The organism is Stenotrophomonas sp. 220_Sma (assembly GCF_056487375.1).
The window spans coordinates 2934654-2946910 of record NZ_CM151348.1 but is presented as its reverse complement, the minus strand read 5'-3'; the positions used below and the strand labels follow the sequence as shown (position 1 = coordinate 2946910).

Below are 12257 nucleotides of genomic sequence, written 5' to 3'. Positions count from 1 at the left end.
TGGAGCATGCGGATGCGGTGGTGCTTGGGTGTGTTGCTGGGCGTGCTGGCGCTGCCTGCGTTGGCCGATGTGCGGATCATTGTCGATGACCATCAGGGGCGCGCCGATCGTGCTCCAGCCATTACGGTCGAAGGGCTGGCGGCGGCCGAAGTGGTGCAACTACGGTTGTCGATGCAGGACAGCCGGGGCCAGCGCTGGCAGTCACAGGCGGCACTGCGCGCGGATCTGCAGGGGACGGTCGACACCGCACGCAGCGGCTCGGAGCAGGGCAGCTATCGAGGCGTCGATGCGAGCGCGCTGATCTGGTCGATGCAGCCGCAGGAAGGAAGGGCCAACGCACTTCCCCTGCAGTGGCAGCGCTCCGATGACGGCTTGGGATTCCAGTCGCAGGCCTTCGAACTGGAGGTGGAACATGCAGGATCGGTAGTCGCACGGCGGGCCCTGCAGCGCCATCTGATGCTGCCGGGCGTGCAGGTGCAACGGGTCGAAATCGGTGGCCGCGAAGCACATCTGTACCTGCCATCGGGCCAGCAGGCTGATGCACGGGCGCCAGCATTGGTGACGCTGGGCGGTGCCGAAGGCGGATTCGACGGTGGTGACCTCTATGCCGCCTGGCTGGCCAGCAACGGCTATGTCGCGGTGTCGGTGGCGTGGTATCGCGGGCCGGGCGTGCCCAAGGACCTGATCGAGGTTCCGTTGGAAACCGTGCGCGACGCAGTGCACTGGCTGCAGCGCCATCCCCGGGTGGATCCACGGCGGGTAGGGCTGATGGGTGGCTCCTGGGGCGGCATCGTGACCATGGCCACGGCGGTGCATCTGCCTGAGCTCCGCGTCGCTGTGTCCTGGGTGGGCAGTCCAGCCCCGTTTCGTGGCATCGCCCGTGACGTGGTCCCAGCCGATTTCCGAGCGGTGGACCGCTCGCCGTTGAGCTGGCAGGGCGAACCTCTGCCGTGGCTGCCGTATCGCGAGGAGGTTGACTGGGGCAGGCCGGGACCGCACTGGGAATCGGCATTGCGTACCGCGATGCTGCCCATCGAGAACATTGCCGCACGCACGTTGTGGATCGGAGGTGGTGACGATCGGCTGGGTGACTCAGGCGTGATGCTGGCTGTTGCACAGCGTCGGCTTGCAGCGGCAGGGCGCGGTGACCGTGACCGTTTCCTGTACTACTCGGATGCGGGGCATCTGATCACACCGTTCCTGCAGCCGACCACCCATCGCCATGATGTAGGCCCGTACATTGAAGTGGGGGGCACGGCCGAGGGTCATGCCCGCGCGGACCGAGAGGTAGGGCCAGCGGTGCTGGCGTTCCTTGCCGAGGCGCTGTAGCCGAAAGTGCTGACCCCTGTTCTTCAGTCGAACTGCCAGATGCTCGATTCCGATCCGATTGCGCTTCATCCACGCATGGCGTGGATCTAACGTGTCGACCAAGGTCGACACCTACCAACACCGCCCCGCCATCCCACGGAAAGCCCGCTGTTGCTGTAGAGGTTGCCTGCCAGCGGCCGGCACTACCGCGGGTGCAGGGCTGCAAGCCCTGCCGAACAACCCCTAATCGTGACCGCTGTCGTCCAGGCTGATGATCCCGCGCCGCAGCGCCTGGGTCACCGCATGCGTGCGATCACCCACGCCCAGCTTGTCCATCAGGCTCTTCATGTGCGCCTTCACCGTCTGCTCGGAAATCTGCATGCGCTCGCCGATGCGCTTGTTCGACAGGCCGCCGGCCACATGCCTCAGTACCTCGGTTTCGCGCGGCGACAACCGGTCTTCCACCACATGCGCGGCGATGCTGGCCGCCACCGCCGGGGGAATCGGTGCGCGGCGGCCGCCAGCGACCATGCGGATCGTATCGACCAGCTCATGGCGCAGCATGTCCTTCAGCAGATAGGCGCTGGCGCCGGCCTGCAGTGCCCTTACCGCACGTACGTCACCGCGGTAGGTGGTCAGCACGATGATGCGCGCGCGCGGGTCCATCGCGCGGATCCGCACGATCGCTTCCACACCATCCAGCCGTGGCATCTGCAGGTCCATCAGCACCACGTCGGGCTGCAGCCGCTGGTAGCAGGCGATGGCTTCCTCGCCATCGGCGGCTTCGCCGAGCAGGCGCAGATCGGGTTGTGCGCCCAGCAGCGCCGCCAGGCCGTCACGCAGCAGCGGGTGGTCGTCGACCACCAGCACGCCGATCAGGGCAGGGGACTCAGTCATGGTTTGCTTTACTCCAGGGCCAGCGCCAGCGCGATGGGCGGCGGTGATACAGGCGCCGGGCGGGAACCGCCAGCGCGACTTCGGTTCCCAGTCCGGCGCGGGTCCACAGCTGTAGTTCCGCACCGAGGCGCTGCGCGCGCTCACGCATGCCCTGCAGGCCCCAATGACCATGGCCGGCATTGTCGTCGGCGATGCCGACACCATCGTCGCGCACGTGCAGCAGGAAGCACCGCGTGCCGTAGGACAGCTCCACTTCGATGGCGCTGGCGTTGGCGTGACGCAACGCATTGCGGATCGCCTCACGCCCGATCAGGAACACTTCTTCGGCCGCGTCGGCCTGCAGCGGTGGCGTTGCACCTTCCACGGTCAGGCGCAGTGGGTTGGTGCCATGCCCGGCGTACTCGGCATGCACATCGGCCAGTGCCGAAGCGAGGTCGCGGCCAGCGAACGGTCCCTCACGCAGGGCATTGACCCGCTCGCGGCCCTCGGCCAGGTTGCGCTCGGCCAGTTGCATCGCCGATTCCAGCTGGCCGCGTACCTGCTCCGGGGTCTGCGGCGACTGGCTGATCGCGTGCAGGCGCAGGATCAGGCCCTGGCTGCCCTGCAGCAGGGTGTCGTGCAGGTCGCGTGCGATGCGTTCGCGTTCGCCATTGCGTTCCTGCAGGCGCGCGCGGAACAGCGCGGCCAGCTGCCCGCTGCGGATGCGCACCGCCATCACCAGCAGTGCGAGGATCGCGGCCGCACACAGCAGCTTGAACCACACCGTCTGCATGAAAGTGGGGGCGATGCGGAAGCTGCGACTGGCCGGTGCAGTGCTCCAGATGCCGTCTTCGTTGGCGGCTTCCACCTCGAACCGGTAATTGCCCGGGGCGAGGTTGGTGTAGTACGCCCGCGTGCTGCTGCCGGCATCCTGCCAGCCGTCGTCGACGCCGGACAGGCGATAGCGGTAGCGGTTGCGCTCCGGACGTGCCAGCGACAGCGCCACGTAATCGATCTGCAATTGGCTGGTGCCGGCCGGAAGGCGCAGGCCATCGCGCAGTGGCTCGTGCTCACTGCCATACAGTACTTCGCCGATGCGCACGCTGGGCGCCATGGTGTTGACGTGCGAGCGGGTGGTGTCCAGCCAGGCCAGGCCCTGGTTGGTGGCCAGCCACAGCAGTCCGTCATCGGCCAGCGTGGCGGTGGCGATCGGTCCGCTCTGCAGGGCGATGCCCGGCATGCCATCGACCGCATCGAACAGGCGTGGCGTCACCGGCTGCCCGGTGCGCAGCGCCCGTCGCAGCTGATGGCTCCCCAGCCGGACCAGGCCACGGCTGCCATTGAACCAGAGGTGTCCGTTCGGATCGGCCACCATGCCGGTGATGCCTTCCAGCACGCCGGCCATGTCGGTACGCACCGGAACGAAACGACCGTTGCCAACGCGCGCAGCCAGACCGGCTTCGCCGGCGACCAGCAGCAGGTCCTGGTGATGCAGCATTGCGGTGATCGGCCCGACCGACAGGCCCTGGCTGGCATCGAAGCTCTCGATGTGGCCCGCGCTCATCCGGCGCAGGCGGCCGTCGGCATAGCCGAGCAGCAGCTGGCCATGGGCATCCAGCGCCAGCGATGAGCAGGCCTGCTCGGGCAGGCGGACCTCGCGCTGCCATTGGCCATGCAGGTAGTGCAGGACGCCGCGTTCACCCGTGCATACCCAGGCCTGCGCGTCGTCGGGGAACAGCAGGGCGTGCAGCGGTTGCCCGGTGAACGGGGCCGGCAGCGGGATAAACGAGGTGTGGCCGGCGACCGTGCGCGCAAGATTGACCCAGTCGAACTGCCAGATCGGCGTGGGCGCCTGGCGCGCGGCGGCCTGCAGCTGCGGGGCACTGCCATCCAGCAGAGTGCGCCGCAGATCGTAGGGTTTGAGGTCTTCGCCATAGCCATACACGCGGCCATCGCTGGCCCGCACCAGCGAGCGGTAGGGATCACTCGGGCCCACTGCCAGGGTGTGCACGCTGCGTGCGCGGAAGCGGTTGAGGCCGAGGTTGGTGCCGACCCAGAGATTGCCTTCGCGATCGACGATGATCGGCACCGCGGAGGTGGCGGTCAGCCCGTGCGGCGAATCGAAACGCTCCATGCGCACGGCGCGGCTGCCGTCGAAGGTGATGCGGGCGACGCCGCCGTGCGGGCTCATCGTGGCCCACAGCGCGCCATCGGCAGTGAACTGCAGGCGTGCAGCAACCAGTTCCGGAAGACGCCGCGCTTCACGTTCGCTGGCCGCCAACAGGCCCTGCGCGTTGGCCAGGGGTGAGGTGCCGCGCACCCGGTCGGCCAACCACACTTCACCCTGCGGGCTTTCGGCCAGCGTTGCCATCTGCGAGACCGCGATGCCGGTGTCCTCGAACGTGGTCTGGCCGGCCGCACGCATCCAGATCTTCAGGTCGGCCAGCACCCAGAACCTGCCCCGGCTGTCGTGCAGCACCCACTGCACACGGCGCTCGGGCAGGCCGGCTGCGGCCGGCAGTGGCTGCCAGCGCTGTCCATCAAAGTGGCGCAGCCCGCCATTGATCGCCGCCCACAGCTGGCCCTGGTGATCCTGGCTGAAGCGTGGGACCACGCCGACCGGCACCCCCTGCTCGCGGCCGTAGTTGTGCAGCCGCCCCTGTGCGAGCCGGCTGATGCCGGCCTGGAAGTAGCCGATCCACAGGGCACCGTCGGCGGCATGCGCCAGCGTGACCATGTTGGTGGACGGGAACTGGCTGCCGACGGGCGCTGCCTGCCGTTCGAAGCGACGGCCATCGAAGCGGTACAGGCCCGAGCCGGTGGCCAGCCACAGCAGGCCGTCGCGGTCCTGGGTGATGTCCCAGATATCGCCGGGTGCACCCTGGCCGACCCGCCACGCGGTGTGCTCGTAACCGGGCAGCCCGCCGCTCACCGGCGGGCGCTGCACGGCAAGAGCGGGCAGGGCGGTCCACAGCAGCAGGCACGTCAGCAGCGTCGGCAGGCGACGCAGGAACGGGAAGGGGCGGCCACGCATGGCGCGCATTCTGGCAGGTGCGGGGCAGTCCGGGGTGACCCGAACGGGGTAGGCGGCGGCCGCCGCGGTCGGTTATCACCCCGGCATGCCCTGTGGAGCCCGGCCATGCAGCGCCTGTTCGTGATGTTCCCCGACCGCGGGCCGGGCATCGGCCTGCTGTGGTTGCGGCTGTGCCTGTCCGCGGCACTGTGCACGCCCGGCACGCACGCGGGCGGGTGGTCGGCGCTGTGCCTGCTGGCAGTGCCGATGCTCACGCTCGGTGTGTTGACGCCACTGGCCGTGCTGATGGCGGCCGTGGGCCTGTTCGCGCAGCAGGCGCCGTGGTCACAGGTGGTGCTGCCCTTGGCGCTGTTGATGTTGGGCCCTGGCGCCTATTCACTGGATGCGCGGTTGTTCGGTCGTCGCCTGCTCGGCCGTCGGCCTCCCCCATTCGGGTAGGTGCTGGCCTCGACCGACGGGGGTAGGGCATCGTGCGGCGGCCACGCACCATGGGGCACCCCCTCGCGGCGTCCCGCATGGCCACCGTCTTTTCGCCCGATCCGCCCGCCGTGGCGCTGGCACCGCAGCAGGCCGCCGCATTGCAGCGCGCCCTGCGCTATGTCGATGAGCACCTGTCGCAGCCGCTGCGGGTGACCGAGCTGGCCGCAGCCGCCTGCGTCAGCCGCTTCCATCTGGTGCGCCTGTTCCGGACCGGTACCGGCGCCAGCCCGCTGCGCTACGTGCGCCGTCGCCGCATCGAACGTGCGCGCCAGTTGTTGCCGGTCGCGCAGCTGCCGATGTCCTGCCTGGCGCAGCAGCTGGGTTTCTTCGACCAGAGTCATTTCGTCCGCAGCTTCCGCGCCGAGACCGGCTGCAGCCCCGGCCAGTACCTGGCCGGCGACGCGGCCCTGTTGCTTCCCCCTGATCGTGTTTCCAACGGAGTCCAACCATGAGCCTTGCCACCGCCACGCCCGCCCCGGCCCTGTTGTCGCCCACCGACCATGCCCTGGTGCTGATCGACTTCCAGTCGCAGATGGCATTCGCCACCCACACCATCGAAATCTCCGCGCTGCGCAACAACGTATCGTTGATCAGCAAGGGCGCCAAGGGCTTCAACGTGCCGGTGCTGCTGACCACCGTCGCCGAAGCGTCGTTCTCCGGCCCGATGTTCCCGGAACTGCCGGAGATCTTCCCGGGCCAGACGGTGTTCGACCGCACCTCGATGAACACCTGGGAAGACCAGCCGGTGATCGATGAGATCAACCGCATCGGCAAGCGTCGCCTGGTCCTTGCCGGCCTGTGGACCAGCGTCTGCATCGTCGGCCCGGCGCTGTCGGCGCTGGCGCAGGGTTTCGAGGTCTATGTGATCACCGATGCCTGCGGCGATGTCAGCGAAGAAGCCCACGAGCGTGCGATCACCCGCATGGTGCAGGCCGGTGCGGTGCCGATGACCAGCGTGCAGTACCTGCTGGAGCTGCAGCGTGACTGGGCGCGTGGCGAGACCTACGAGCTGACCACCGGCATCGCCCGCGACCACGCCGGTGGCTATGGCATCGGCATCCAGTACGCCAAGCGCATGTTCGGCGCGCAGGAAGGCGGGCACTGAGCATGCTGGCTGGCCATGGCCTCGACCTGGCCCTGCTGATGCTGCGCGTGGCAGCCGGGGGATTCCTGCTGCCACACGCGCTGGGCAAGCTGTTCGGTTGGTTCGGCGGTCCTGGGCTGGCCGGCTTCGCCACCGAACTGCGCGGCTTCGGCCTGCCAGCGGTGGCACCGCTGCCGCTGCTGCTGGCCCTGCTGCAGGTGCTGTCAGGGCTGGCCGTGCTGCTGGGCTGGCAGACCCGCGTCGCCGCGCTTGCAGCGGCGGCCTTCATCGGCTTCACCGTTCTGTTGGCCCTGCCCAGGGGCTGGTTCTGGATGCGCGGTGGCAGTGAGTACCCGTTGATGTGGACCACGGTACTGCTGGCCCTCGCGCTGACCGGGCCCGGCGCCTGGGCACTGGACGGCCAACGCCTTCCGGGAGATCTCGCATGAGTCACGATCCACTCGATCACGGCCGCCGCAACGTGGTGCTGGCCGGCAGCGCCGCGGTGGCGCTGGGCCTGGCCGGCCGTGCCGGTGCCGCACTCGATTCCACTTCCAAGGAGCGTCGCATGAGCACGCTGGTCATCCGCAATGCCCGCATCACCACCCTTGACCCACAGCAGCCGCATGCACAGGCACTGGCCGTGCAGGAAGGGCGGATTGTCGCCGTCGGCAGCGACGAGGAGATCATGCGTGGCTGGGGCAATGAAGCGACCCTGATCGACGCCCAGGGCCGGCGCCTGCTGCCCGGCCTCAACGACAGCCATACCCACCTGATACGTGGTGGCCTGAACTACAACCTGGAACTGCGCTGGGACGGCCTGCGTTCGCTGGGCGATGCCTTGGACATGCTGAAGGCGCAGGTCGACCGCACGCCTGCACCGCAGTGGGTGCGCGTGGTCGGTGGCTTCACCGCCACCCAGTTCAACGAGAAGCGCCTGCCCACGCTGCAGGAGCTCAACGACATCGCGCCGGACACGCCGGTATTCCTGCTGCACCTGTACGACCGTGCGCTGCTCAACCGCGCCGCACTGCGTGCCTGTGGCTATACCAAGGACACCCCGGATCCGCCGGGCGGGCAGATCGTGCGTGATTCGCTCGGCAACCCGACCGGGCTGCTGCTGGCCAAGCCGAATGCGCTGATCCTGTACGCGACGCTGGCCAAGGGGCCGCGCCTGCCGATCGAGTACCAGGCCAATTCGACGCGTCACTTCATGCGTGAACTGAACCGGCTCGGCATCACCTCGGTGATCGACGCCGGCGGTGGTTTCCAGAACTACCCCGAGGACTACCAGGTCATCGAGCAGCTGCACCGCGATGACCAGCTGACCGTGCGCATCGCCTACAACCTGTTCACCCAGAACAAGGGCAAGGAAGTGGATGACTTCCGCGGATGGAGCGAGATGCTGCAGCCGCGGCAGGGTGATGACCTGCTGCGCCACAACGGTGCCGGCGAGATGCTGGTGTTCTCCGCGGCCGACTTCGAGTTGTTCAACGAGCCGCGCCCGGAACTGCCGCCGGAGCTGGAGCCGGAACTGCACGATGTGGTGAAGCTGCTGGTCGAGAAGCGTTGGCCGTTCCGCATCCATGCGACGTACGACGAGAGCATCACCCGCATCCTCGATGTGTACGAACAGGTCAACCGCGAGGTGCCGTTCGATGGCCTGCACTGGTTCATCGATCACGCCGAAACCATCACCCCGCGCAACATTGAGCGCATCCGTGCGCTGGGTGGCGGCATCACCGTGCAGCATCGCATGGCCTATCAGGGCGAAGCCTTCGTCGAGCGCTACGGCGTGCAGGCCGCGCGGCATACGCCGCCGGTCAAGCGCATGCTGGCAGAAGGCGTGCCGGTCGGTGCTGGAACCGATGCCACCCGCGTGGCCAGCTACAACCCGTGGGTGGCGCTGTCCTGGCTGGTGACCGGACGCACCGTGGGCGGGCTGGCCCTGTATGGCGATGAGAACCTGCTCGAACGTGAGCAGGCGCTGCGCCTGTGGACCCAGGGCAGTGCCTGGTTCTCCGGCGACGAAGCGGTGAAGGGTACGTTGAAGGTCGGCCAGTTGGCCGATTTCATCCTGCTCTCGGCCGATTTCTTCCGCGTGGATGATGCGCAGATCGCCGACATCACCAGCGTGTTGACCGTGGTCGGTGGCCGCATCGTGCATGCCGACGCCGACTATGCAGGGCTTGCGCCGCAGCTGCCGCCGGCGATGCCCAACTGGTCGCCGGTCAACCGGTTCGGCGGCTACCACGTCGGCGGTACCGCCACCGGGTTGGCCGCCGCGCATCACCACCATCACGGTGTGGCCTGCAGCACCCACGGCGCGCACGGCCATGCGGCCCGGCATGCTGCACCCACCGACGACCTGACCGCGTTCTGGGGCGCGATGGGATGCTCGTGCTTCGCGTTCTGAGCCTGGCACTGCTGGCCGTGCCATCGCTGGCGCTGGCCTGCGAGGGGGGCCGCTGCAGCGACGCCGGTGACGGGCAACTGCAATGGGATGCGTCGCTGCGCGTGCGTGGGCTGTACTACGACCCGACCCGGTTCGGCATTGGCGGTAGCGAGGATGGCTATGGCCTGCTGCGCGCGCTGGCCTCGGCCACCTATGTGGAAGAGACCTGGCAGGCGAAGCTGCAGCTGGGTGTGCACGGGGAGAATGGCAAGGCCGGCGGCCCTGGCCGTACCGATCGCAGCGCGCTGGATGTGCAGCAGGCGTACTGGCGCTGGCAGCGCGATGGCTTCCACCTGCAACTCGGCCGGCAGGAAGCCGGCTATGGCAGTTCACGGCTGCTGTCAGTGCGCGACGGGCCGAACATCCGCCTGGCGTTCGACGGTGCGCGTGTGGCTTGGAAAGGCCGCTTCGGCACGTTGGATCTGATGGCGCTGCGTCCGGTGGAGAACCGACCAGGTGCCTTCGATGATCGCGGCGAACACGGCGCGCATCTCTGGGGCGCGTATGCCACGACGGCGCGCGGGCAGCGGGCGGGTCAGTGGGATCTGTATCTTCTGGACTACCGCCGTGAGGGCGCGCGCTTCGCCGCGGGTGTGGGTACCGAACGTCGGCACACTCTGGGCACGCGCTGGTTCGGCCATGCCGGTGCACTGGACTGGAACAGCGAGCTGGTGGCGCAGGGCGGTGAACTGCGGACGACCGCCGGCACCCTCGATATCCGCGCCTGGACGCTGGCGACCGATACGGGGTGGCGCTGGACGAACCTGCCGCTGCAGCCGCGGTTGGGGTTGAAGGCCGACATCGCCAGTGGCGATGGCAACCTGCATGACGGCCGCCTGGGAACCTTCAACGCCTTGTTCCCGAAGTCGGCCTATTTCAGCGAGGCCAGCCTGCTGGCCCCGGCCAACCTGATGGACCTTCAGCCGACCCTGACCCTGCGCCTGCACGACGCGGTGACGACGGAACTGGGCGTACAGATGGCCTGGAAGCATCGTCGTGCCGATGCGGTCTACACCACGCCGGCACCGCTGGTGGCGTTGCCAGGCAGCGCCGGTGGCGCGCGCCGCATCGGTAATCAGTACAAATCCGAAACCCGCTGGCAGGCCAGCGAACACTGGCAATGGCAGCTTCAGCTGGCCTGGGTCGATGCCGGTCCTGCACTGAAGCAGGCCGGAGGCCAGGACACGCTGTTCGCCTCGATCGTTGGAGCATGGCAATGGTGAACGCAACCGCGTCGCAACCCCCCGCACAGGCCGCAGGTGCCTGGTCCCCGCTGAAAATCCGGATGTTCCGCTCGATCTGGCTGGCGATCCTGGCCAGCAACATCGGCACCTGGGTCAATGACGTGGCCGCTGCCTGGGTGATGGCCGAGCGTACCGGCTCACCGTTGATGGTGGCGCTGGTGCAGTCGGCCACCACCGTACCGATCGTGCTGCTGGCACTGGCCGCCGGAACCCTGGCCGACATCGTCGATCGCCGCAGGTATCTGCTGGCCACCCAGGGTTGGATGCTGCTGGTCGCGGCAGTGATGGCGGCGCTGACTGCGTTGGACATGCTGACCCCGCAGCTGCTGGTGCTGCTGACCTTCTGCATGGGCTGCGGTGCGGCGATGGCGATGCCGGCGCAGGCCGCGATCGTATCCGAACTGGTGCCGCAGCCGATGCTGGCCTCGGCGGTGGCGCTGAACTCGATCGGCATCAACATCGCGCGCTCGATCGGCCCGGCCATCGGCGGCGTGATCGTGGCCCAGCTCGGCGCGGTCTGGGCGTTCGGTTTCAACGCCATCACCTTTGCCGCGATGCTGTTCGTGGTGTGGGGCTGGAAGCGCGACCCGAAACAGTCCAGCCTGCCGCCGGAAGGCTTCGGTGCCGGCCTGAAGGCGGGCCTGCGCTATGCCAGCCGAGCCGGGCGCCTGCAGGCGGTGTTGATCAAGTCGGTCGGCTTCTTCTTCTTTGCTGCAGCAATGAATGCACTGCTGCCGGTGGTGGTACGCGGCCAGATGCAGGGTGGGGCGGGGCAGTACGGCATGCTGCTCGGCTGCATCGGGATCGGTGCCGTGGGTGGTGCGTTGTTGCTGCCGAAGCTGCGCGCGCAGATGGATCGCGACCTGCTGGTGCTGCTGGCCACGCTGTCGCTGGCGCTCAGCCTGGTCGGGCTGGCGCTGACCCGCAGCTGGTACGTGCTGCCATTGGTGATGCTGATCAATGGCTTTGCCTGGATCACCGTGCTGTCGTCGCTGCAGATTGCCGCGCAGACCGCAGTGCCAGCGTGGGTACGGGCGCGTGCACTGGCGCTGTACATCATGGTGTTCTCCGCTGGCATGGCGGCCGGTGGCCTGAGCTGGGGCGCGCTGGCGCAGCGCACCTCGCCGGAGCTGGCGTTGCTGGTGGCGGCTGCCGGCGCGGTGATCGGCGGATTGCTGGTGTGGCGCGTGCGCATCGCTGGCACCGAGGATCTGAACCTGCGTCCGGCCGGGCACTGGCCTGCACCGGAACTGTCGGTGCCGGTATCCAACGATCGCGGCCCGGTACTGGTCACCCTGGAGTACCGCATCGACGAGGCTGACCGCGCCGCGTTCCAGGCGCAGATGCGCGCGCTGGGCACGATCCGCCGCCGCGATGGCGCGGTGGTCTGGGGCGTGGTCGAGGATGTGGCCAGTCCGGGCATCCACCTGGAGTATTTCGTGACCCCATCGTGGCTGGAGCACCTGCGCCAGCACGAGCGCATCACCGCCGATGACAAGGCGATCCAGGAAGTGCTGCGCGGGCTGCATCGCGGTGAGCGTGCACCGGTGGTACGCCACTTCGTGGGCGGGCATGACCCGCTGCCGAAGACCGGGGTCCCGCACCACCACAGCGATATCTGACAAAAAAGGGGACGGAGGGGATTAAGTCGTTTGTGCACAAACGACTTAATCCCCTCCGTCCCCTTTTTGCGCGATCAATCCATCCCGATCCTGCGCAGCCGGCCAGCGGCCGGCTCTACCACAGGGGCGGCGGCGCTGGGTGGCGCCGCCGCAG

The 12257-nt window shown here is 68.2% G+C and carries 10 protein-coding genes; 8 read left to right on the top strand and 2 right to left on the bottom strand.

Annotated elements, in window-relative coordinates:
* Positions 1-12: 12 nt before the first annotated feature.
* Entirely contained in the window at positions 13-1329 is a 1317-nt protein-coding gene (locus ACZLIB_RS13800; protein WP_478467907.1) for an acyl-CoA thioesterase/bile acid-CoA:amino acid N-acyltransferase family protein, read from the top strand.
* A gap of 222 nt (positions 1330-1551) precedes the next feature.
* Here ACZLIB_RS13800 and ACZLIB_RS13795 read toward each other — a convergent pair whose 3' ends face one another.
* Positions 1552-2205 (bottom strand): response regulator, encoded by a 654-nt coding sequence (locus ACZLIB_RS13795; protein WP_107432195.1) that lies wholly within the window; start codon positions 2203-2205, stop codon positions 1552-1554.
* Positions 2198-5227 carry a sensor histidine kinase gene (locus ACZLIB_RS13790; RefSeq protein ID WP_478467906.1) on the bottom strand — a complete coding sequence of 1010 codons (3030 nt, stop codon included), beginning with the start codon at positions 5225-5227 and terminating at the stop codon, positions 2198-2200. Before ACZLIB_RS13790 ends, ACZLIB_RS13795 begins: the two co-directional genes overlap by 8 nt.
* Before the next feature lie 96 nt (positions 5228-5323).
* Between ACZLIB_RS13790 and ACZLIB_RS13785 the strand changes: the two genes are divergently transcribed.
* From ACZLIB_RS13785 to ACZLIB_RS13755, 7 genes are all read left to right on the top strand, one after another.
* Complete coding sequence (locus ACZLIB_RS13785; protein ID WP_032128091.1) at positions 5324-5656, top strand: hypothetical protein; 333 nt, start codon at positions 5324-5326, stop codon at positions 5654-5656.
* A 50-nt stretch (positions 5657-5706) separates the two neighbouring features.
* Positions 5707-6150: a helix-turn-helix transcriptional regulator gene (locus ACZLIB_RS13780; protein WP_053091059.1), complete on the top strand. Its 444-nt coding sequence runs from the start codon at positions 5707-5709 to the stop codon at positions 6148-6150.
* Positions 6147-6803, top strand: coding sequence for a hydrolase (locus tag ACZLIB_RS13775; protein ID WP_478467905.1), 657 nt, complete (start codon positions 6147-6149; stop codon positions 6801-6803). The genes ACZLIB_RS13780 and ACZLIB_RS13775 overlap by 4 nt, the downstream gene beginning before the upstream one ends.
* A 2-nt stretch (positions 6804-6805) precedes the next feature.
* A complete protein-coding gene (locus tag ACZLIB_RS13770) occupies positions 6806-7231 on the top strand; it encodes a DoxX family protein (protein ID WP_049443357.1) in 426 nt (141 codons plus the stop codon).
* 119 nt (positions 7232-7350) lie between these two features.
* Entirely contained in the window at positions 7351-9198 is a 1848-nt protein-coding gene (locus tag ACZLIB_RS13765) for an amidohydrolase (RefSeq protein WP_478469932.1), read from the top strand.
* On the top strand, positions 9177-10460 hold the full coding sequence (locus tag ACZLIB_RS13760) for an alginate export family protein (protein WP_478467904.1): 1284 nt from the start codon (positions 9177-9179) through the stop codon (positions 10458-10460). Before ACZLIB_RS13765 ends, ACZLIB_RS13760 begins: the two co-directional genes overlap by 22 nt.
* The gene (locus tag ACZLIB_RS13755; protein WP_478467902.1) at positions 10454-12103 is read left to right on the top strand and encodes an MFS transporter; all 1650 of its coding nucleotides are present in this window, start codon (positions 10454-10456) and stop codon (positions 12101-12103) included. The genes ACZLIB_RS13760 and ACZLIB_RS13755 overlap by 7 nt, the downstream gene beginning before the upstream one ends.
* The last annotated feature ends 154 nt before the right edge of the window (positions 12104-12257 follow it).

Coding starts and splice junctions, on each gene's coding strand:
- ACZLIB_RS13780 (WP_053091059.1), top strand. CDS start 5,707: ATGGGGCACCCCCTCGCGGCGTCCCGCATGGCCACCGTCTTTTCGCCC.
- ACZLIB_RS13760 (WP_478467904.1), top strand. CDS start 9,177: ATGCTCGTGCTTCGCGTTCTGAGCCTGGCACTGCTGGCCGTGCCATCG.
- ACZLIB_RS13765 (WP_478469932.1), top strand. CDS start 7,351: ATGAGCACGCTGGTCATCCGCAATGCCCGCATCACCACCCTTGACCCA.
- ACZLIB_RS13770 (WP_049443357.1), top strand. CDS start 6,806: ATGCTGGCTGGCCATGGCCTCGACCTGGCCCTGCTGATGCTGCGCGTG.
- ACZLIB_RS13755 (WP_478467902.1), top strand. CDS start 10,454: ATGGTGAACGCAACCGCGTCGCAACCCCCCGCACAGGCCGCAGGTGCC.
- ACZLIB_RS13785 (WP_032128091.1), top strand. CDS start 5,324: ATGCAGCGCCTGTTCGTGATGTTCCCCGACCGCGGGCCGGGCATCGGC.
- ACZLIB_RS13790 (WP_478467906.1), bottom strand. CDS start 5,227: ATGCGCGCCATGCGTGGCCGCCCCTTCCCGTTCCTGCGTCGCCTGCCG.
- ACZLIB_RS13800 (WP_478467907.1), top strand. CDS start 13: ATGCGGTGGTGCTTGGGTGTGTTGCTGGGCGTGCTGGCGCTGCCTGCG.
- ACZLIB_RS13795 (WP_107432195.1), bottom strand. CDS start 2,205: ATGACTGAGTCCCCTGCCCTGATCGGCGTGCTGGTGGTCGACGACCAC.
- ACZLIB_RS13775 (WP_478467905.1), top strand. CDS start 6,147: ATGAGCCTTGCCACCGCCACGCCCGCCCCGGCCCTGTTGTCGCCCACC.